This window comes from Aeromonas encheleia, assembly GCF_900637545.1.
GTDB lineage: Bacteria > Pseudomonadota > Gammaproteobacteria > Enterobacterales > Aeromonadaceae > Aeromonas > Aeromonas encheleia.
The window spans coordinates 792,651-813,336 of the sequence record NZ_LR134376.1 but is presented as its reverse complement, the minus strand read 5'-3'; the positions used below and the strand labels follow the sequence as shown (position 1 = coordinate 813,336).

The 20,686-nt window shown below is 60.1% G+C and carries 15 protein-coding genes and 1 pseudogene; 9 read left to right on the top strand and 7 right to left on the bottom strand.

Translation table 11 applies throughout. The features are described 5' to 3' along the window. Positions 1-135: 135 nt before the first annotated feature. The 3 genes from EL255_RS03910 to EL255_RS03900 all read left to right on the top strand — a co-directional run bounded on the left by EL255_RS03910 (position 136) and on the right by EL255_RS03900 (position 4,741). Positions 136-1,608 carry a sensor domain-containing diguanylate cyclase gene (locus EL255_RS03910; RefSeq protein ID WP_126623266.1) on the top strand — a complete coding sequence of 491 codons (1,473 nt, stop codon included), beginning with the start codon at positions 136-138 and terminating at the stop codon, positions 1,606-1,608. A gap of 146 nt (positions 1,609-1,754) precedes the next feature. Continuing rightward, complete coding sequence (locus tag EL255_RS03905; protein ID WP_042652863.1) at positions 1,755-3,005, top strand: DEAD/DEAH box helicase; 1,251 nt, start codon at positions 1,755-1,757, stop codon at positions 3,003-3,005. A gap of 311 nt (positions 3,006-3,316) precedes the next feature. Continuing rightward, a complete protein-coding gene (locus tag EL255_RS03900; RefSeq protein WP_042652864.1) occupies positions 3,317-4,741 on the top strand; it encodes a DASS family sodium-coupled anion symporter in 1,425 nt (474 codons plus the stop codon). Between the two features lie 55 nt (positions 4,742-4,796). On the opposite strand, the pseudogene bla reads toward EL255_RS03900, so the two are convergent. Further along, positions 4,797-5,462, bottom strand: a pseudogene (gene bla, locus EL255_RS03895) (subclass B2 metallo-beta-lactamase); the annotation flags it as partial. A 35-nt stretch (positions 5,463-5,497) separates the two neighbouring features. After that, a protein-coding gene (locus EL255_RS03890) for an IS3 family transposase (protein WP_126623264.1) occupies positions 5,498-6,702 on the bottom strand; the annotation gives its coding sequence in 2 pieces (ribosomal slippage) (positions 5,498-6,384 and positions 6,384-6,702; 1,206 coding nt in all). A 529-nt stretch (positions 6,703-7,231) separates the two neighbouring features. On the opposite strand from EL255_RS03890, the gene EL255_RS03885 reads away from it, so the two are divergent. Beyond that, positions 7,232-9,055, top strand: a complete 1,824-nt coding sequence (locus tag EL255_RS03885) for a cytidine/deoxycytidylate deaminase family protein (protein ID WP_084228230.1) — start codon at positions 7,232-7,234, stop codon at positions 9,053-9,055. A gap of 80 nt (positions 9,056-9,135) precedes the next feature. Here EL255_RS03885 and EL255_RS03880 read toward each other — a convergent pair whose 3' ends face one another. Continuing rightward, on the bottom strand, positions 9,136-10,839 hold the full coding sequence (locus EL255_RS03880) for an amidase (RefSeq protein WP_042651826.1): 1,704 nt from the start codon (positions 10,837-10,839) through the stop codon (positions 9,136-9,138). Positions 10,840-11,018: 179 nt separating this feature from the next. After that, entirely contained in the window at positions 11,019-12,116 is a 1,098-nt protein-coding gene (gene aguA, locus EL255_RS03875) for an agmatine deiminase (RefSeq protein ID WP_042651825.1), read from the bottom strand. A gap of 146 nt (positions 12,117-12,262) precedes the next feature. On the opposite strand from aguA, the gene EL255_RS03870 reads away from it, so the two are divergent. Both EL255_RS03870 and EL255_RS03865 read left to right on the top strand, forming a co-directional pair. Next, complete coding sequence (locus tag EL255_RS03870) at positions 12,263-13,180, top strand: LysR family transcriptional regulator (protein ID WP_042651824.1); 918 nt, start codon at positions 12,263-12,265, stop codon at positions 13,178-13,180. 284 nt (positions 13,181-13,464) lie between these two features. Further along, positions 13,465-13,800 (top strand): endonuclease domain-containing protein, encoded by a 336-nt coding sequence (locus EL255_RS03865; RefSeq protein WP_042651823.1) that lies wholly within the window; start codon positions 13,465-13,467, stop codon positions 13,798-13,800. Positions 13,801-13,958: 158 nt separating this feature from the next. On the opposite strand, the gene EL255_RS03860 is transcribed toward EL255_RS03865, so the two are convergent. Together EL255_RS03860 and EL255_RS03855 are read right to left on the bottom strand one after the other, a co-directional pair. Beyond that, positions 13,959-15,344, bottom strand: a complete 1,386-nt coding sequence (locus tag EL255_RS03860) for a DUF2252 domain-containing protein (RefSeq protein WP_042651822.1) — start codon at positions 15,342-15,344, stop codon at positions 13,959-13,961. A 128-nt stretch (positions 15,345-15,472) separates the two neighbouring features. Next, positions 15,473-16,042: a TetR/AcrR family transcriptional regulator gene (locus tag EL255_RS03855; protein ID WP_042651821.1), complete on the bottom strand. Its 570-nt coding sequence runs from the start codon at positions 16,040-16,042 to the stop codon at positions 15,473-15,475. A 179-nt stretch (positions 16,043-16,221) separates the two neighbouring features. Between EL255_RS03855 and EL255_RS03850 the strand changes: the two genes are divergently transcribed. From EL255_RS03850 to EL255_RS03840, 3 genes are all read left to right on the top strand, one after another. Then, the gene (locus EL255_RS03850; RefSeq protein WP_197720912.1) at positions 16,222-17,259 is read left to right on the top strand and encodes an alkene reductase; all 1,038 of its coding nucleotides are present in this window, start codon (positions 16,222-16,224) and stop codon (positions 17,257-17,259) included. A gap of 322 nt (positions 17,260-17,581) precedes the next feature. Then, complete coding sequence (locus EL255_RS03845; protein ID WP_042651819.1) at positions 17,582-18,511, top strand: bifunctional helix-turn-helix transcriptional regulator/GNAT family N-acetyltransferase; 930 nt, start codon at positions 17,582-17,584, stop codon at positions 18,509-18,511. Continuing rightward, on the top strand, positions 18,504-18,965 hold the full coding sequence (locus EL255_RS03840) for an acyltransferase (protein WP_042651818.1): 462 nt from the start codon (positions 18,504-18,506) through the stop codon (positions 18,963-18,965). Before EL255_RS03845 ends, EL255_RS03840 begins: the two co-directional genes overlap by 8 nt. Before the next feature lie 97 nt (positions 18,966-19,062). On the opposite strand, the gene prfC is transcribed toward EL255_RS03840, so the two are convergent. After that, the gene (gene prfC, locus EL255_RS03835; protein WP_126623457.1) at positions 19,063-20,652 is read right to left on the bottom strand and encodes a peptide chain release factor 3; all 1,590 of its coding nucleotides are present in this window, start codon (positions 20,650-20,652) and stop codon (positions 19,063-19,065) included. Positions 20,653-20,686 lie beyond the last annotated feature (34 nt).

Genomic DNA, 20,686 nt, shown 5'->3' with positions numbered 1-20,686 from the left:
GCTATCTCCTTGATATTTATCGTCGCGTCAGTTAACAAAGGCATCATTGGCGGATGCTCTGCGCTACAACTTGTTTATACTGGGGCGAATCAGTTGATGAACGGCTCCATATAGCCCCCTAGGAAACCCATAGGCATGTCTGTATCGAGAATGCGCGACATACCCCGCAAATGGCTGCTTCGGCTGGCCCTGCTGTGCCTGGTCCTGTCGGGTCTGGCGCTGGTGCTCTACTACACCTACCTCAGCATCCGGCATGACATGCAGCTCATCACCGCCAAGCAGCAGAACGTGTTCGAGGTCTACTATCAACGGGCCCGCATTCTGGAGCCGGAACATCTGGCCCAGTTCGTCGACGGCAGCAGCATCAAGGCCCCCATCTTCAGCGAGAACCAGGATGCGACCGTCTATGTCTATGGCTATGACGTCAAGTTCCGCGATCGCATCGCTGTCATCCCCATACTGCCGCCCACCAGCGAGATGCTCATCGCCTACCAATATGCCCTCTCCTATCCCGATGTCATCAATCTCTATGCCTTCTACGATGACTATCGCCTGCTCGGCATGGTGGCCGACAAGCAGATCCTGCCGAGGCGACTGCTGCCCAGCAACACCAGGCTGGATGACCTCAAGCCCTGGCGTCACTACTTTGGCTGCGCCGCCTTCGCCTCCACCCATGTTCCCTGCAGTGCGGACGAGGCCCAGGTATCCGAGATCTATACCGACGCCTTCACCCAGTTGCAGACCATCACCATGTACTTCCCCTTCGTCTTCTACGACCAGGCGAAAAGGGACTATCGCTATGGCCTGTCGGGGATAGACATCGACATCCATGAGGCCTTCAAGGCCGTGTTTCGCCCCTTCGAGACCCTCAACCCGAGCCGCACCGTCATCTCCTTCGATGCCGCCGAACCCTGCCGTTCCTGGCACCTCTGCCTGAGCACCCGCCTCATGCAGACCAAGGCCGGCGCGGATCTCTATCTGAAGTGGTCCTACGGCTACGGCGACTTCGTGCGGGTGGCGCTCTATGGCCCCGCCTTCAAGCTCTACCTGATCGCCCTGCTGCTGCTGATGCTGACCGGGCGGCGGGCCTATGCCCGGTTGCGGACCCTGGCCTACACCGATCATCTGACCCGGCTGCCAAGACGGGACATCCTGGACAATGCCCTGCTGCAGGAGCATGACTACCTGATGATCCTGGACATCGACAACTTCAAGTCGGTCAACGACATCCATGGCCACGCGGTGGGGGACATCGCCCTCGCCGCCTTCGCCCGCCATCTGCAGGAGAACATCCGCAAGGGGGACTGCGCCATCCGCTGGGGGGGCGAGGAGTTTATCGCGCTCTACAAGGGGCTGGAGGATGAGGCGGCGATGCGGCACGCGGTCGCCCGCCTGCTGGAGCAGGAGCTCCGGCTTCCCCAATTGCCCGGCCCCATCACCTTCTCGGCAGGCATCATCCGCATCCGCGATTATCTGACGGTGTCCGACGCCATCACCCTGGCCGACGAGCTGCTCTATCACGTCAAGCAGCACGGCAAACACAACATCGCCCACTACCAAGGGCAGCACATCGAGCTCATCAGGACTCCCGAGAGCCCGACCGGCTGATCCCGCACTTCTGATGTTCCTTGCCGCTCCCTAGGTGTCGGCAGGGGCAATCGCCTTCTGCTGTGGGGGGTGCTTCTGCTACCATCACGGTCACTATCCTGTTTCCGTCACGGTCCCGGCCGCGACGACCCCATACTGGTGCCCCTATGTCCCTTGCCTCCTTCGCCGAATTGGCCCTCTCCCCTCGCCTGCTGCAGACCCTGACCGAGCTGGGGTACGAGACGCCGACCCCCATTCAGGCCAGCGCCATCCCGGTCATTCTGGCCGGGCGCGATCTGATGGCCGGCGCCCAGACCGGCACCGGCAAGACCGCCGCCTTCGTGCTGCCCATCCTGCAGCAGTTGCTGACCACGCCGAGGGAGGCCGATGAGGGCAGACCGATCCGCGCCCTGGTGCTGGTACCGACCCGCGAGCTGGCGGTGCAGGTGCACGAGAGCGTGCTGCGTTATGGCAAGGACACAGGTCTCACCAGCGCCCTGGTCTACGGCGGCGTCAGCATTGCGGCCCAGGTGGAGGCGCTAAAGAACGGGGTCGATCTGCTGATCGCCACCCCGGGCAGGCTGCTCGATCATCTGCGCCAGGGGGCCCTGAGCCTGTCCCAGCTCGGCCATCTGGTGTTCGACGAGGCGGACAGGATGCTCGACATGGGCTTTATGGACGAGATAAAGGCTCTGCTGCGCCAGATCCCCGCCGATCGCCAGACCCTGCTGTTCTCCGCCACCTGCGATGACAACCTGTTTGCCCTGAGCCGTGTGCTGCTGCGCGACCCCGAGTTGATCGAGGTGGCACCGCGCAACACCACGGCGGCGGAGGTGGAGCAGCGGGTCTATGCGGTGGACGGCGATCGCAAGCTGGCACTGGTGGAGCACCTGCTCAAGGTGAAGGGCTGGGCGCCGGCGCTGATCTTCAGCCGCACCCGTCAGGGGGCCGATCAGCTGGCCCAGCGGCTCGGCAAGGCTGGCATCAACGCCCTCGCCTTCCATGGGGATCTCTCCCAGGGGGCGCGGGAGAAGGTGTTGCAGGAGTTCAAGGCGGGCAGCCTGCAGGCCCTGGTCGCCACCGACGTGGCCGCCCGCGGGCTGGATATCCAGGAGCTGAACTATGTGATCAACCTGGAATTCCCACATCAGCCGGAGGATTACGTGCACCGCATCGGCCGCACCGGTCGCGCCGGCAACAAGGGGCTCGCCATCACCTTGTTCAGCTCTGAGGATGCGCCACTCTTGGAGAAGGTTGAGGCCGTGCTCGACACCCGATTGCCCCAGCAGTGGTTCCCCGGCTTCGAGCCGGATCTCACCCGCTCAGAGCCCGAGCCGCGCCGCAACAGCAAGGCGGCCCAGAAGCAGCGCGCCAGAAAACAGGCCCTGGGCACCAAGAGTGGCAAGGGCAAGCGTTAAGCCCCACATCTGGTTTCAAGCCCACCCATCCCGGCCAAAGACGGCCTCCCCCCTCCCATAGAACCGCCCCTCTGCTCCCACACGGAAGCATGGGGGCGCCCATCACCGCAGAAGCGTAACGCCCTCAGCCCTCAGCCCTCAGCCCAATGCTTTCCCGTTGCTGAATGGCGGGTAAGGTTGTCGCGATCTTACTGATCTTTTTGTCAAAAACCACTGGTGAGTTCCCGGATTGCACTGATCACACCTCCTATAGTGGGCTGGCATAACGGCTCCAGCCGTCTCCCATTGATGTTCAGAACGAGGGCTTCCCCATGAAAAGACCCACACTACCCCAGCTGGCGGCATTCTGTATCGTGCTGCTGGCGACGCTCTGCTGGTCACTGCCTACCCCGGCAGGACTCGCACCGGCGGCCTACCACACCGCCATCCTGTTTATCTCCACCATCCTTGTCATCGTCACCAACATCGCCCCCACCGGTTATATCGCCATCGTCTCCCTCGCCCTCTATGCCGTGCTCCATGCGGGTGGCGAAGTCACACCCAAGGCGGCCATCGAGGGCGCGCTGGTCGATTTCAATCACCCGCTGATCTGGCTCATCGTCATCGCCTTCATGATTGCCAGCGCCTTTGCCAAGACCGGGCTCGGCAAGCGGATCGCGCTGTTGCTGCTGAGCCGCTTCGGGCAATCCACCCTGCGCTCGGCCTACTGCCTGGCCGTCGCTGACTTTATCCTGGCCCCCGCCACGCCGAGCAACACGGCGCGGGCCGCCATAGTGGCGCCCATTGCCGACTCCCTGGCCAAGACCATCAACCAGCAGGATCGCAAGCTTGGTCAGTTCCTGCTCTCCAGCGTCAGCGCCATGAACGATGCCTCCGCCGTCGCCTTCAGCACCGGCTTTGCGGGCAATCTGGCGCTGGTTGGTATTGCCGCCAGCGTGGCGGGCCTTGCCGTCGGTTTTCGCGAATGGGCACTCTATCTGCTGCCACCGGCCATAGGTCTGCTGCTGATCATTCCGCTGGTGCTCTATCTGGTGATCCGGCCAGAGACCAGAAAGACCCCAGACGTGCCTCGCTTCGCCCGAACCGAGCTGGCCAAGATGGGCCCCCTGTCACGGCACGAGAAGAGCCTGCTTGGCGTGTTTGTCGGTTTGGTGGTGCTCTGGATCGGCGGTAACAGCCTGGGGCTGGATGCCACCACGGTCGCCTTTCTCGGCCTCGCCGCCCTGCTGCTGCTCGGCGTGCTGACCTGGAACGACGTCAAGGGCAACGGCGCAGCCTTTGATACCCTGATCTGGTTCAGCGTGTTGATGGGGATGGCCGACAACCTCAAGCAGGTCGGCTTCACAGACTGGCTGGGGAACGCACTCTCCCAGTTCATGCACAGCACCCTCGGCGGCTTTGGCACCATGTCCATGCTACTGGTGGTGATGGGGCTCTACCTCTTCACCTCCTACGCCTTCGCCTCCGGCACCGCCAAGGTGGTTGCGCTGGCCCCGGTCATCACCGGCGCCCTGCTGGCGGTCGGCGTGCCCAAGGAGATGGCCATCTTCAGCATCGCCGCCATCACCAACGTGGGCTGCAACCTGGCCACCTATTCCCATGCCCGCATCCCCCTGCTGCTCGGCATGGGCTATCACACCAGCGGCGAGTGGATGCGTATCGGCCTGGTGATCGCCCTGGCAGGCTTCGCCGTGGTGATGGCCATCGGCCTGCTCTGGTGGCCGCTCCTGATCTGAATGCATGAGGGCCCGATACGGGCCCTCTGCTATTAGCGAACAGGATAAGGGCCCGTCAGGAACGGGGCGCCTCGGCCAGCAAGGCCTGATAGTGATCGATAAGCTCGGGCCCGTGCAGCGGCGAGTCGTGACCACCCACTATCGTCTTGAGCGGCAGCTTCATCGCCTTGAGCCGCGCCAGGGTCTGCGGATAGGCCTTCAGATCGGCGAAGGCGAGGTTGCCCAGCTTCTCCTTGAGGATGCAGTTGCCATAGAGCACCTGCTCATCGGGGAAGTAGACGAAGATGCCGTCCGGGGTGTGGGCCGGGCCCAGGTAGAAGGCGCGCACCTTGCCATCTTGCAGGCTGAAGTCGCCGTCGTGCACCTCGTTCGGCAGCACCAGCGGCAGGTCCGGGTAGTCCGGCAGCCCCTTGCGGGTGAAGTCGACTATGGTCTGCCAGTCGCTCTGCATCAGATCCCGGGTCTGGCGGGTCGAGACCACTTTCGCGCCGATGGACTTCCAGTAGGCGTTACCGCCGGCCCTATCGGTGTGGTAGTTGGTGTTGATCACCTCCAGCACCGGCTTGCGACTGACCTTCTTGATAAGCTTGTGCAACTCGCGGGCGGTATCCGGCGTCCAGGTCGCCCCCACCACCGTCACCCCCTCGACGCCGAAGTACACCATGGAGTTCTCCCTGAGGTAGTAGTCATCCTCCACCACATAGACGGGGCCGCTCACCTGGATTTGACCCCATAGATCCAGACACTTTTTCCCGCTTAGGGTTGTGATACCCGACTGCGCAGAAATTCCCGGGGTGAACGGTATCCCAAGGCGCTGTGCGGGTGGTGCTCGTTATAATGCTCAAACGCGATGGCCAAATTGCCTACCGCTGTTCGGCTATCTGGTTTCGGCATCATCTCGATATAGTCTCGCTTCATCGTCTTCACGAAACTCTCCGCTATACCGTTGCTCTGTGGGCTTCTCACCGCAGTCGTTCTGGGCTCCAAGCCGATTTCTCGTGCAAACGCGCGAGTCTCATGGGCTCGATACGCCGAACCATTATCAGTCAGCCACTCCACCGGTGATGCCGGCAACACATCCCCGAAGCGACGTTCGACAGACCTCAGCATGACATCTTGCACCGTGTCACTGTCGTAACCCCCAGTACTGGCAGCCCAGTCCAAGGTTTCCCTGTCACAGCAGTCCATGGCGAACGTGACACGTAGTTTCTCACCGTTATCGCAGCGAAACTCGAAGCCATCTGAGCACCAACGTCGATTGCTCTCTTTGACGGCAACACGCCCCTTATGTGCCTGCTGGGTCAATGATGCTGCCGGTTTTCTTTCGAGCAGCAGGCCATGATCGCGCATGACGCGATATACCCGCTTGGCGTTTACCACAGGCTGTCGTGTTGCCTCTGACTGACGCCGTAACAGCGCCCAGACTCGGCGATAGCCATAGGAGGGAAGCTCTGCCATCGCCTCCATGATCCGGCCAAGTAAGGCAGCATCATCACGCTGGCGATGATGACGACCATCTTGCCAACCCGGTTTTCGATGAACACGAACGGATAGCTGCGCACGCGATACATTAAGGGCCTGGCTCACAGCACTTAATCGTCGTCCCCCGGCAACAAGGGCGCATGCGCAATCCATTTTTTTGCTCGGCCATACTCCACGGCTTCTTTGAGGATCTCGTTCTCCATGGTCTTCTTCCCGAGCAGACGCTGGAGCTCTCGGATCTGCTTGATGGCAGCAGCCAACTCTGAGGCTGGAACAACATCCTCACCGGCGGTGATCGCCGTGAGAGAGCCTTCCTGGAATTGTTTGCGCCATTTGAAAAGCTGGTTGGCGTTGACGTCGTGCAAGCGAGCAACATGAGAGACGGTCATCCCGGGCTCAAAGGTCTGCTGCACAATGGTGATTTTTTCTTGCGGAGTCCGGCGTCGACGGCGCTCGGCTCCTGTTAACACTTCGACCATCTTCTCGTTGCGACTAGTACTGAACATAGTTCCAAGACTACCTCTTAAGTTAAGAGGGGCGAAGTGTCAGGATCCTCCAGGGGCCAATCTAGCCGGGCCTTTTAAGCAGTGAGCAGAAGATACGGGGGATTTGTGAGGGGAAAATGAGCTTCTGTGAAGACAAAGTGAAGTCTGGGGGAAGTCCCGGAAGAAACCACGACAGAAAGTGCGGTTGGCAGTGTGGGGAATGGAGAGAGGTTAATGGTCAAAGCATGCAATCACCGCCTTGATGTAGGAACGATAAGCGCAGCGTAATCGTCCGTTTACCGCGACCATGGTGATGACAATACAATCAAGAAACCTTGGAAACCAACGACCTCCCTTTCGCGATCGTCCGAATACGCTTCGCTATTCGAACCTCCGTTCCTGTCATGAAGATGCGGAGCCTCACACCTCCGCACACAAAGGCTTCATGCAAAGCCCATACAGCGGTAAACTGCACAGCAAATTACAACTGACATATATATAAGTAAATTTTACAGAGGTTTTTATGACTACTACTAGCGGACTAGACACCATATATAAAGAGAGAAGGCGATTTATTGTTTTAGGTCTAACTGGACGAACAGGTTCAGGATGTACAACGTTAGCTAATCTTCTTACTCATGACACTTTTGGAGAGTTTAACCCACCAAGGCCTAAATCCAGTCTATTTATTAATGATGAGGAGAGGAAATATAAGGTGGTTTATGATTACCTAAAAATGCAATGGGTAAAATTTTACCACGTCAGGATGAGTGATATCGTATCAACTTTTATTTTAGAACTTTCATTTGAACAATTCGATGCACTTTACAAATCTGTTTTAGATGGGAAAGTCGGTGATAACGACCCAAGCTTAGATGAAAAAATAAAAGCCTATTATGATGAACACCATCAAGCTCGTATACATGCGAAAGAATTTGCTCAAAATAAACAAGACAACCTCTATAATACAGTAACATATGATTTCTATTTCAAACAAGTTCCTGATTTTACAAGCAAACTTAAAAGATTTCTAAATAAAATCCAATCTGGGTCTTACACAAAACTATATCAACTAGTAGGTAACAATATAAGAAAGTCAGGCCGCGCAGATAGTGACAGATATGATGGAGAGAAAATATATTTATTTGCTCAAAGAGCAAATAAATTAATAAAAATATTAAGGCATAAATCCAAAGTAACAAATGAGAATGTTTGTGTTGTTTTAGATGCCATAAGAAATCCATATGAGGCATTTTTCTTTAAGGAAAGATATTCGGCATTCTATCTCATATCAGTTTCAACCGAACATCAAATGCGAGTTAACCGTTTACTCAGCCAACCCGGAATATCAAATTTAGAAGTTTCTGGTATCGACGAAAGAGAAAACCCCAGTTCGTTAAAGGGTGAGGATAGATTCTGGTCCTTAGATATTCAACGCTGTATAGAGATCTCAGATATCCACCTCTATAACCCAGATAATGCTGGCAAGCTCAAGGAACTAAAAATACAACTTGTAAAATATCTTTCATTGATCATGCATCCTGGCATTATTACACCATCTCAAGATGAGAGATGCATGCACATTGCATTTAATGCAAAACTAAATTCAGGATGTTTATCTCGTCAGGTTGGGGCAGTTGTTACTGATGCGGAGTTATCTATCAAGTCTATTGGCTGGAACAATGTCGCTCAAGGACAAACGCCATGTAATCTAAGAAGAGTCGAGGACTTAATAAACAACGAAGATGAATCGGCTTTCAGCTTTTTTGAAAAAAACAATACTATTTTCAAAGAAAGAATTAGTGAAATATATTCATTCCAACCAGGAAAAAGTATACATTTTGGTGGAAAACCTGTTTCATTTTGCTTTAAAGATATTAAAAACTCTATTGATGGAGAAAAAAATCAAGTTCACACAAGAGCTTTACACGCAGAAGAAAATGCTTTTTTGCAAATTTCAAAGCATGGTGGAATGTCCATTAAAGGGGGACGATTATATACAACAGCAAGCCCATGTGAACTCTGTGCAAAAAAAGCATATCAATTAGGTATAAACACTGTTGTTTTTATAGACCCATATCCCGGTATAGCTAATGACCATATATTAAATTGTGGTAAAAACATACCAAACCTTAAACTTTTCTCAGGTGCGGTAGGGCGAGCATATCAGCAATTATTTGAGCCAATCATTCCATATAAAGATGAATTGGAAATAGGCTTAAATCTAAACATACCTAATAAAAAGAAAATACTACAGACCGAAATCGAAACTTTAAAGGCAGAAAATGCATCTCTCGCTGAAAAGATAAAATTATTAGAAATAGAAGCATCTAAAACTAAAGGATAGGAACAAAAAAACCACCCATTATGCGGGTGGTTTTTTCTCTATCACCAGACAAATTAGTGATATTTAACTCACAACACCAATCAACCCAACGGCGGAGTGCGCGGCGGCACCTTGCGCTTGCTGCCGGTGGACTCGAAGGCGGAGGCGACGCGCAGCAGGTTATTGTCGTCATAGGCGCGACCGGCGAAGGTCAGGCCCACCGGCATGCCGATATCGGCCATCACCCCCATGGGGACTGTGACGGTCGGCACGCCGAGATGGCGAATGGCGAGGTTGCCGTTGGCGACCCAGACGCCGTTGCTCCAGGCAATGTCGGCGGAGGCCGGATTCACATCCGCATCGGCCGGGCCGACGTCGGCGACCGTGGGGAAGAGCACGGCGTCGAGCTTGAGCTCGTCCATCCAGTCTTCCAGATCCAGCTTGCGGGTCTTTTCAAGGCCGCGCAGGCCGTCCGGCACGGTGGCTATCTCATTCCACAGCTTGATGCCGCGCTTGGCCATATTGACGTACTCGTCCATGCCGGCGGCCAGATCGCCCTCGCGGTTCGGCAAGGTGCCCGGATCGTGGGGGAAGATCTTCGGGCCATCCACGTCAGCAAGCTTGCTTAGCTTGGGATCGCCGTTGGCGCGCAGGAAGTCGTCGAAGGCCCAGCCGGAAAGCTCCCACAGCTCGTCATTGAGGAACTCGGGGCTAACGATGTCGCGATTGAACACGGTCGGCGCGCCGGGTCTGTCCCCTTCGCAGTTGGAGACCAGCGGGAAGTCCACCTCAATCACCTCGGCACCAGCCGCTTCAAGGGCCTTGCGGGCCGCTTCCCAGAGCGCGATCACCGAGGGACGGGTGTGGATGCGCTGGCCGGTCGGGCCACCGATGCCGGGATTCTCGCTGGTGCCAGCCAGCTCATCCTTGTTGATAAACATGCGCGGCACGCCGAGGCGCTTGCCCTTGAGGGTGTCGGCCTGGGCGGCGAGCTCAAGGTAGGAGGCCGGGCGCACTTCCGAGGCCTTGGGGATCGCCACCCAGGGCTGCATACGCCAGAGATCGCCACGGGTGTCGGTATCGTCCGCCACCACCACATCGAGCACTTCCAGCAGGTCGGCCATGGTACGGGCGTAGGGCACCACCACGTCCATGGTCGGGGTCAGCGGCCAGTTGCCGCGCACCGAAATCACGCCGCGGGACGGGGTGTAGGCGCACAGGCCGTTGTTCGAGGCAGGCCCTCGACCGCTCGACCAAGTCTCCTCGGCAAGACCGAAGGCGGAGAAGCTGGCCGCAGTCGCAGTACCAGCGCCGTTGGAGGAGCCGGAGGCAAAGGGCGCAGTCAGGTAGTCGGCATTGTAGGGGCTCTCTGCACGGCCATAGACGCCGCGCTGCATGCCACCATTGGCCATCGGCGGCATGTTGGTCTTGCCCAGGCAGATGGCACCGGCGGCGCGCAGCCGTTCGACGGTGAAGGCGTCGCACTGGGCGACCAGATCCTTGAACGCCGGGCTGCCGGAGGCGGCGGTCAGCCCCTTGACCAGATAGCTGTCCTTGGCGGTGTAGGGGATGCCGTCCAGCGGCCCCAGAGTTTCACCACGGGCACGGCGGGCATCAGAATCTTGCGCCTCTTTCAGCGCATCGGGATTGTGCACCACGACCGCATTGAGTTTGGTCTGCGTCTCGGGGCCGTTGTAGGCATGGATACGGGCCAGATAGGCCTTGACCAGTTCGACCGCGGTGGTGCGGCCGGATTCGAGCGCCTGACGCAGCTCGGCAATGGAAACCTCGGTCACTTCGATCATGCTGGATCTCCTGTAAAAGGGTGACGCTGTGCGATATCTGCCGCAAAGCGGACATATCGCAGGTGATTGTTGGTGATGGTGGTCGCCGCATCAGCGTCTTCGACCATCACACCATCAAGAGATAAAACCCCACAGCGTGGGGTTTTGAATACCAACCTCGGCTGGCTTGGAACCGGTTCTTACTTGCCTGAGGGGATCTGTTGGGTAATGCAGTGGATATTGCCACCGCCCAGCAGGATCTCGCGGGCGGGCACGCCGACAACCTGATGCTGCGGGAAGATCTCTTCCAGAATCTGCTGGGCCTGCCCATCGGTGGCGACATCCAGCAGCGGGTAGACGATGCGATCATTGGTGATGAGGAAGTTCACATAGGAACCGGCCAGACGACCCTCGGCCTCGCGCGGCACGCCGCTGCCGCTCTCGACACCGGCGGACTCTTCCTGGGTGCAGAACAGCGGGCCCGGCTGGGGCAGCTTCCAGATCTTCAGCTCACGCCCCTTGGCGTCCCGAGTCTCGCTCAGCACCTTGAAGGCGGCCTGGGAGCGGGCATATTGCGGGTCGTTCTCGTCGTCGGTCCAGTGCAGGGCCACTTCGCCCGGGCGCACGAAGCAGCATATGTTGTCGATATGGCCGTCGGTCTCGTCCATGTAGACACCCTCGTCCAGCCAGATAAAGCTCTGCACGCCGAGGTAATCGCGCAGCAAGGCTTCGATCTGCTCCTTACTGAGGTGCGGGTTGCGGTTCGCGTTGAGCAGGCACTCGGCGGTGGTCATGCAGGTGCCTTCGCCATCGACGTGGATGGAGCCCCCTTCCAGGATGAGCGGCGCATCGTAGCGCGCCATGCCGTGCTGGCTCAGCATCTTGGCGGCCACTTCTTCGTCCTGGTTCCACGGATGGTAGAGACCGCCATTGAGGCCGCCCCAGGCGTTGAAGCCCCAATCCACCCCGCGGCACTCGCCTGCGCGGTTGGTGACCACGGTCGGGCCGCTGTCACGGGCCCAGCAGTCATCGCTGGCCATTTCGACCAGGGTGACATGGGCGGGCATGATGGCGCGGGCCTGCTCCATAAACTCGGCGGGCACCCCCATAAAGACCGGCGTCGCACCACCGATGGCGTCGGCCACCTTGGCGAAGGTCTGTTGGGCGAAACGACCGGCTACCCGCCAGTTGTCCGGGCGAAACGGCCAGATCATCCAGACGGCCTGCTGGTGCGCCCACTCGGCGGGCATGGTGAAGCCGTCGGCGGCCGGAGTGGTGTTCATGGTCTTGATGCTCATCGCAAGGCTCCTTGCATGGATTGAGGCCCCCCAATTTACCCGGGAACCTTGGAAAAATAAGAGTGGGACGCAGTGTAAGAAGTTGCGCTCCCATCCATCAAATGAATAGGATGGATTGTCCCATAAGCACGGCGAATAATCCTCCCATGAAACTGCACCAGCTCGACCTCAATCTGCTGCTCGCCTTTGACAACCTGATGACGGAGGGCAGCGTCACCCGCGCCGCCGAATCGCTGTTTATCAGCCAGCCTGCCATGAGCCACGCCCTCGGCCGGCTGCGCACCTTCTTCGGGGATCCGCTGCTGGTGCGCACCCCCCAGGGGATGCTGCCGACCCCCCGCGCCCAGCGGCTGCACCTGGGGGTGCAGCAGGCGTTGCGGCTGCTGGAGCAACATCTCAGCGAGGAAGAGGAATTCGAGCCGCTCCACTCCAGGCGCCGCTTCGTGCTCTGCACCACCGACTATGTGGAGTGCGTGCTGATCCCGCCGCTGATCCAGCGCCTCAAGGATCTGGCTCCCGGGGTCACCATAGAGATCCGCATCCTGCGCGACAGCCTGCCGGAGGCTGAGCTCGCCAGCGGCGAGATCGATCTGGTGCTGGGGTTCGATGAGTACATGCAGGTGCCGGGTTATCTGGGCAAGGAGACCTGGCTGACCGAGCCGCTGGCCGGGCTGGTGCGCGCCAGCATGGCACTTCCCGAGGAGCGGATCACGCTGCAACAGCTGATCGAGATGCCCCACGTGTTCCACTCGCCGCTCGGCACCTCGGAGGCGAGCCTGGACAGGTTCTTGCAGACCCAGGGCTTTAGTCGCACCATCTCGGTCAACAGCCAGAGCTATATGTCCGCCGCCGCCATCGTCAGCCAGAGCGACCACCTGCTGGTGCTGCCCAGCATGGTGGCCGAGCTGCTGGCCCGCCACTGGCCGCTGAAGAGCCTGCCGCTGCCCGAAGCGGTGCCCGATTACCACCTCAACTGCGTCTGGCATCCGGTCCATGCCCAGCAACCCGCCTTGGTCTGGTTGAAGGATCTGATGAAGGAGCTGGTGAGCCAGGAGCCGGACTAACGGAACGAGTGATGTCTGGCTTAGGTAGCACTAATCTTGATACCGCCCCCTCATCCCCAACCCTTCTCCCGTAAGGGGAGAAGGGAGCGATACGTCGCCAACAGTGCGAGCGTGGATAACCAGCAAACCGACTAGCCTCATGATGGAGCTCGATCCAAACTGTACCTCGATCGGTTCCCTCTCCCTCCGGGAGAGGGCTAGGGTGAGGGACAACGGCGAAGAACAAACTCAGCGATATAGAGAGTGGCTATACCTAGTGAGTCAAACAGCGCTGGATCAATCCCATGAAGACCCACCTCTTTGCCAAGCGACTAAGAGCCGAGGCTACGCTGGCAGAGCAGCTGCCCTGGTTTCAGCTGCGCAATCGCCGGTTGATGGGCCTCAAATTCCGCCGTCAGTTACCGATAGGCCCCTACATAGTGGACTTCGTCTGTGTGGAACAACGGCTGGTGATCGAGGTCGATGGCTCGCAGCATCATCAGCCTGAGGGTCAACGGCATGACGACACCAGAACGGCCTATCTCAATGGCGAGGGATTTCGGGTGATCAGGGTGTGGAATAACGAGGTACTGGGCCAGATGGATGCCGTGTTGGCGTTTATTCGGTTCTCATTGCAGTGACTGGATCACCCCTCATCCCCAGCCCTTCTCCCGCAAGGGGAGAAGGGAGCAAATAAAGCCCGATGACGATCAATCAACCACTGTGCATACCAGCCTGACAGGGCCCTCAACTGCCGCGCCGATACGATTGAAGGATAAAATGGCTCAACCGGTATGCCTCAACGCATCTCGCTGGCCACCGGCAGATCCCCACGGGCGATGGCCGCCAGCAGGGTGGCGTGGTCATCACGGGTGCGCTGGCCATAGGCCACGGCGAAGTCGGCGATGGCCTCATCCATCACCTCCGACTTGCCCAGGTAGCCGGCGATCTGCGCCGCATCCCCCGACTTGGCATGGGCCAGCGCCAGCGCCCAGCCGCACAGCTGGCAATACTCGACGAAGTGGCGCGGCTTGACCGCGCCCGGGCTGATGTCTATGCCCCCCTTCATGTCCCGCAGCTGGCGCACGTAGAAGTGGCGGCCCTTCAGCTCGCACCAGCCGAGGAAGATATCCGGTGAGCCCTGGATCATGCGCTGACCCCGCACCACCCGCCGCCCCTGGCTGCCGCTGTCGTCCGCCGAGGTGAAATAGGGCGCCAGCACCGAGGGCTGCGCCTCCTTGACCTGCAGGAACAGCGGATCATCGTCGTCGGCCCCGGTCAGCAGGATCACCCAGCAGCGGGTGCCCACGCTGCCGACCCCCACCACCTTGCGCGCCACGTCCACGACCCGGTAACGCTGCAGCAGGATGCGCCTGTCCTCCGGCAGGGAATCCAAATAGGCCTCCAGCAGCTCACCGAGCACCTCGTAGACGGGCTCCCCATCCTCGGTATGGGTCTCACGGATGACGAAGGGGTGGATCTCGCGGATCCTGTGCTGATCGTCCACCAGATCGGTCATCTTGCCGAGCACCTGCAGATGGTTGCGGCCACGGGCCTTGAGGAAGGTGGCCTCGATGCGCTGATGGGCATCGGTGGAGAAGGCGTCGAGCACTGTGGATTGATCGATGTGATCATACCAAACCCGCATGAAGCCCATTTTCCCGTATTCCCGCAGCCTGATGCGGTAGCTGGCCGCGATCATCCTGGCCGCCTCCCGCTGGCGGGCGGCATCGGCCCCGATATATTCGGCCGCCACCAGGGCGCTGGCGGCCAGCCGCTTGAGATCCCACTCCCAGGGGCCGAGGTGGGTTTCGTCGAAGTCGTTGATGGCCAGCACCAGATTGCGTTCGGCACTCGCATAGAGGCCGATGTTGGCGACATGCATGTCGCCACAGGCCTGCACCATCAGGCCGGAGCGGGGCGTGTCGACGAGATCCGCCGCCATGATGGCGGCCGCGCCGCGCAGGAAGGCGAAGGGGGAGGTCTGCATCCTGGCATGGCGCACCGGTACCAGCTTCTGCAAGCGGGTGGCGGCCTGCGCCTTGAGCACGGCGATGGGATCCCGCCCGGGCAGGACCTCCGGCAGCAGTGCATGCGATTCACGGGGAACCTGCTCACGCAGCTGTTTGCCGGCGGCGAAACGCTCCGCGATGGAGAGCCGTGGCGAGGTGAAATGCGCCAGCATAGCCCGGGACCTTGCCTTCCTTATCATATCCTTCTCCCCCGCCATCAGACCTCACATGAAGATGGAAGAGGGAACCGACTGGGGCAAGCGCCGGGAGAAAAAATGGCGCTATAGGCACGACAGAGGATCTAGCGAGGCGTCAGGGCGGCCATCAGGTGGCTGACCACGGCGTCCAGCAGGGGGCGGTCGGGGCGGCACTGGGCGAAGGTGATCAGCCCCTGGATGTTGATCTGCAGGAAGGCGGTCAGGGTCGGGATGTCACTGTCCGCGGCCAGCTCCCCCTGCTCCCTCGCCCGTTGCAGGATCAGCGTCAGATCGGACTCCAGCTCGGCATAGATGGCCTTGAAGCGCAGGTGCAGCTCCTCGTCCTGCTCCGCCAGCTCCATCAGGGCGCGGGTCACCAGGCAGGAGCCCTGCAGCGCATCGTTCACCAGCTGCTGGAAGTAGTGCCGCAGCCCGGCCAGCGGGCTGGGTCGATCGAAGCTGGCGTGGCGCAGCGTGCGTTTCTCCTGCACATAGTGATCGACCGCCGCCAGCAGCAGGCCGCGCTTGTTGCCGAAGGCCGCATAGAGGCTGCCCGGGTGCAGCCCGGTCGCGGCCACCAGCTCCTGCATGGTGGTCTTGGCATAGCCCCTGGCGCGAAATGCCTCCATGGCATGTCGCAGGACCTGGTCACGATCAAATTCGGCGATGCGCATGGGGTCTCCGTTGGCAGGCCTCATCGCGCCTTGGCGATGAGGGTAGAAAAGGGCGGCAAGTTTACCCCAGCGGTCAGGCAAGACCAATCCTGGTTAAATATTCGCTCAAAAAATACTTGCGTGCAAAACAAAAAGAGTCTTGAATGCACGTTCAAGAATCATTCCCGAGGACGATGACCATGGATACCCTGTTTCAACCTTACCGTCTCAACGGCACCCTGACCCTGGCCAACCGTTTCATGATGGCCCCGCTGACCCGCTGCATGGCCGGTCCCGGTCTGGTGCCCACCGAGCAGATGGCCGCCTACTATGCGCGCCGGGCCGACATAGGCCTCATCATCTCCGAGGCCACCATCATACGCCCGGACGGACAGGGTTATCCCAACACCCCTGGGCTCTACAGCCCGGAGCAGATCGAGGGCTGGAAACAGGTCACCGGCGCCGTCCATGCCAAGGGTGGCAAGATCTTCGCCCAGCTGTGGCACGTGGGTCGCCTCTCTCACCCCTTCTTCCACCATGCCGAGGTGCTGGCGCCGTCTGCCGTCGCCCATGAGGGGACTGTGCCGCGCATGCGCGAGCTGGTCTATCAGGTGCCGCGCGCCCTGACGGTGGCCGAGATCGAGCAGCTGGTCGAGGACTATGCCACGGCCGCGGCCAACGCCATCGAAGCCGGCTTCGACGGGGTCGAGATCCACGGTGCCAACGGCTATCTCATCGATCAGTTCCTGCACCATTCGAGCAACCTGCGCGACGACCAGTACGGTGGCACGCCGGAAAACATGAGTCGCTTCGCGCTGGCGGTGGTGGATGCGATCAGCGCCCGCATCGGCGCCGAACGCGTGGGGCTGCGCCTCTCCCCCGGTGCCTATGTGCATCTGGCAGGGGACAAACGCGACCGCGCCGTGTTCGACCATCTGCTGGCCGAGCTCAACCGCCGCACCCTGGCCTATGTGCACCTCGGCATCTTCGATGACAGCCTCACCTTCGACTACCTGGATGGTCGCGCCTCCGACTACCTGCGCGCCCACTACGATGGCCACCTGGTCGGGGTCGGCAACTACAGTGCCGAGACCGCTGCCGAAGCCATCAAGGCCGATCGCTTCGATCTCATCGCCATCGGCCGCCCGCTCATCGCCAACCCGGACTACCTAAGCAAGGTGAAACAGGCCGAGCCGCTGGTGCCCTATGCCGATGCCATGCTGGCTGAGCTGGTGTAAGCCGGGAATAAAAAGAAAATCGAACCGCTGGTGACACCACGGCCGACGCCATGCTGGCTGAGCTGGTGTAAGCCGGGAATAAAAAGAAAATCGAACCGCGGGTGACACCACGGCCGACGCCACGTTGGCCGAACCGGTGTCACCGGCTCTTCTTCTGACCAAGGATGGGATCCGCGCCCCGGCGCGGGTTTCCAATGTTTGGGCCCCCTCCCGGGCCCTTTTTTTATGTCTGTCCGCCAGCCTCACTTCCCAAGAAAGCGATTGCCAGTAACAACCTGTTGGCTATATTGGTTGCTGGTTACAACCAAAAGGACAATGACACATGGATCCCCGTCCCCTGCGCGCCCTGTCACGGGAGCTGGTACGCGAACTCGGCATGCTCTCCCAGCAGTGCGGCGCACTGGCCCTGACCCCCCTCGAGGCCCACCTGCTGATCGAGCTGGAGAGCGGCCCCGCCACCAACCAGCAGCTGGCCGAGCGGCTGCGCATCGACAAGTCCAACGCCAGCCGGCCGCTGGCTCGCCTCGCCGAACGGGGCCTCATCGACTGGCACCCCCACCCCTCGGATGGGCGCAGCAAGGAGGCACGGCTCACCCGGGCCGGCGAGATCCAGCTGCAGGCTCTGCATCAGGAGATGGACGGCGCCACCGAGCAAGCCCTGGCCCAGCTCAGCCAGGCCGAGTGTGAACAGCTGTGGGACGGCCTGCGCCTCTATCGCAGCGCCCTCTCCCGCGCCCGCCGCCAGCAGGGTTATCGCATTCGCCCCATCACCCCGGATGACAATGCCGCCATCGCCGCCGTGGTGCGGGCCGTCTCCGCCGAATACGGCCTCACCGCCGACAAGGGCTATGGGGTGACGGATCCGAATCTCGATTTCCTCCATGAAACCTATCAGGGTGAGCGCAGCCGTTATTGGGTCATCGAGGGGCCGGACGGCACCATCCTCGGCGGCGGTGGCATAGCCCCGCTGGCGGGGGAGACCGAGACCTGCGAGCTGCAGAAGATGTACTTCCTGCCCGCCCTGCGCGGACTGGGACTGGGGCGACGGCTGGTGCTGCAGGCCCAGGCTGAGGCGAGAACCCTCGGCTACCGGCGCTGCTACCTGGAGACCACGGCGGTGCTGCGGGAGGCGACCGCGCTCTATGAGTCGCTGGGCTTCGAACACCTGCCCGGCCCGCTCGGCTGCACCGGCCACGACGCCTGCGAGATCTGCATGGTGATGACGCTGGAACAGGGCGCCCGCCATGAATGAACCCATACTGCGCTCCGCCGGGATCCGCGATGTCAGCTTCGGTGAGCGCGTGACGCTGATCGAGCCGGTCAACCTCTACGGCTGCACCCTGGCCGACGATGTGTTCGTCGGCCCCTTCGTGGAGATCCAGGCCCATGTGTCGATTGGCCGCGGCTCACGCATCCAGTCACACAGCTTCATCTGCGAACAGGTCACCATAGGCGAGCGCTGCTTCATCGGCCACGGGGTCATGTTTGCCAATGATCTGTTTCGGGGAGGGGCGCCCGATCCGGATCCCGCCAGCTGGGGACGGACTGTCATCGAAGACGGCGTCGCCATAGGATCGAATGCCACCATCCTGCCCGTGCGGATCTGCCGGGGTGCCGTCATCGGCGCCGGGGCTGTCGTGACCCGGGATATCCTGATCCCCGGCACCTATGCCGGTAATCCCGCCCGGTTGTTGCGCGCCTTCTGAGCGCCCGGCGCCCCTGACCGACGCCCGAGAACCCCATAAAGCAAAGACCCCGCCGAGGCGGGGTCTTGTTTATCCGTGATCACGGCATCGCGGCGTATCAGTGCTCGCGAGTCTGGCGGAACTGCACGTCAGGGTGACGCTCCTGGGCCAGGCGCAGGTTGACCATGGTCGGGGCTATGTAGGTGAGGTTGTCACCGCCATCCAGCGCCAGGTTCAGCTCGTTCTTGCGCTTGAACTCCTCGAACTTCTTGACGTCGGTCCCTTCCACCCAGCGGGCGGTGGAGACGTTGACCGCCTCGTACAGGGCCTCGACGTTGTACTCGCTCTTCAGACGCGAAACCACCACATCGAACTGCAGCACACCGACCGCACCGACGATGAGATCGTTGCTGATGAGCGGACGGAACACCTGCACCGCACCCTCTTCGGAGAGCTGGACCAGCCCCTTGAGCAGCTGCTTCTGCTTGAGCGGGTCGCGCAGGCGGATGCGGCGGAACAGCTCGGGAGCGAAGTTCGGGATACCGGTGAACTTCAGATCCTCACCCTGGGTGAAGGTGTCGCCGATCTGGATGGTGCCGTGGTTGTGCAGCCCTATGATGTCGCCGGCGCAGGCCTCGACGGCCTGCTCGCGATCACCGGCCATAAAGGTGACGGCGTCGGAGATGTTCACGTCCTTGCCGATGCGCACGTGGCGCATCTTCATGCCCTTGCTGTAAGTGCCGGAGACGATGCGCATGAAGGCGATGCGGTCGCGGTGTTTCGGATCCATGTTCGCCTGGATCTTGAACACGAAGCCGGAGAACTTCTCCTCGGTGGCGGCAACGATACGGCTCTCGGCCTTGCGCGGCATGGGGGACGGCGCCCAGTCGGTCAGACCGTCCAGCATGTGGTCGACACCGAAGTTACCGAGCGCGGTACCGAAGAAGACCGGGGTCATCTCGCCAGCGATGAAGGCCTCGTGATCGAACTCGGGGGAGGCGCCCTGCACCAGCTCCAGTTCGCCGCGCAGCTGGGCCGCCAGGTCTTCACCGATGGCGGCATCCAGCTCGGGGTTGTGCAGCCCCTTCACCACCCGCTTCTCCTGGATGGTGTGGCCCTGACCGGTCTGGTACAGGTAGGTCTCGTCCTTGTAGAGGTGATAGACCCCCTTGAAGGACTTGCCGCAGCTGATGGGCCAGGTGATGGGGGCGCACATGATCTTCAGCTCGCGCTCCACCTCGTCCATGACTTCCATGGGATCGCGCACTTCGCGGTCCATCTTGTTCATGAAGGTGAGGATGGGGGTATCGCGCAGCCGGGTCACTTCCATCAGCTTGCGGGTACGGTCTTCGACACCCTTGGCGGCATCGATGACCATCAGGCAACAATCCACGGCTGTGAGAGTACGGTAGGTATCTTCGGAGAAGTCCTCGTGACCCGGGGTATCGAGCAGGTTGACCAGACACTCGCTGTAGGGGAACTGCATCACCGAGGTGGTGATGGAGATACCGCGCTGCTTCTCCATCTCCATCCAGTCGGACTTGGCATGCTGGCCTGAGCCACGGCCCTTGACGGTACCGGCGCGCTGAATGGCCTGTCCGAACAGCAGGACTTTCTCGGTGATGGTGGTTTTACCCGCATCCGGGTGCGAGATGATCGCAAAGGTGCGTCTCTTGGAGACTTCACTCAGAAATTCAGCTGACATGATTCGACGTTCTTCTATTGAGCGGTGGCCTTGGCCA

Coding starts and splice junctions, on each gene's coding strand:
- EL255_RS03870 (WP_042651824.1), top strand. CDS start 12,263: ATGAAACTGCACCAGCTCGACCTCAATCTGCTGCTCGCCTTTGACAAC.
- EL255_RS03845 (WP_042651819.1), top strand. CDS start 17,582: ATGGATCCCCGTCCCCTGCGCGCCCTGTCACGGGAGCTGGTACGCGAA.
- EL255_RS03865 (WP_042651823.1), top strand. CDS start 13,465: ATGAAGACCCACCTCTTTGCCAAGCGACTAAGAGCCGAGGCTACGCTG.
- EL255_RS03910 (WP_126623266.1), top strand. CDS start 136: ATGTCTGTATCGAGAATGCGCGACATACCCCGCAAATGGCTGCTTCGG.
- aguA (WP_042651825.1), bottom strand. CDS start 12,116: ATGAGCATCAAGACCATGAACACCACTCCGGCCGCCGACGGCTTCACC.
- EL255_RS03860 (WP_042651822.1), bottom strand. CDS start 15,344: ATGCTGGCGCATTTCACCTCGCCACGGCTCTCCATCGCGGAGCGTTTC.
- EL255_RS03905 (WP_042652863.1), top strand. CDS start 1,755: ATGTCCCTTGCCTCCTTCGCCGAATTGGCCCTCTCCCCTCGCCTGCTG.
- EL255_RS03900 (WP_042652864.1), top strand. CDS start 3,317: ATGAAAAGACCCACACTACCCCAGCTGGCGGCATTCTGTATCGTGCTG.
- EL255_RS03880 (WP_042651826.1), bottom strand. CDS start 10,839: ATGATCGAAGTGACCGAGGTTTCCATTGCCGAGCTGCGTCAGGCGCTC.
- EL255_RS03840 (WP_042651818.1), top strand. CDS start 18,504: ATGAATGAACCCATACTGCGCTCCGCCGGGATCCGCGATGTCAGCTTC.
- EL255_RS03885 (WP_084228230.1), top strand. CDS start 7,232: ATGACTACTACTAGCGGACTAGACACCATATATAAAGAGAGAAGGCGA.
- EL255_RS03850 (WP_197720912.1), top strand. CDS start 16,222: ATGGATACCCTGTTTCAACCTTACCGTCTCAACGGCACCCTGACCCTG.
- EL255_RS03855 (WP_042651821.1), bottom strand. CDS start 16,042: ATGCGCATCGCCGAATTTGATCGTGACCAGGTCCTGCGACATGCCATG.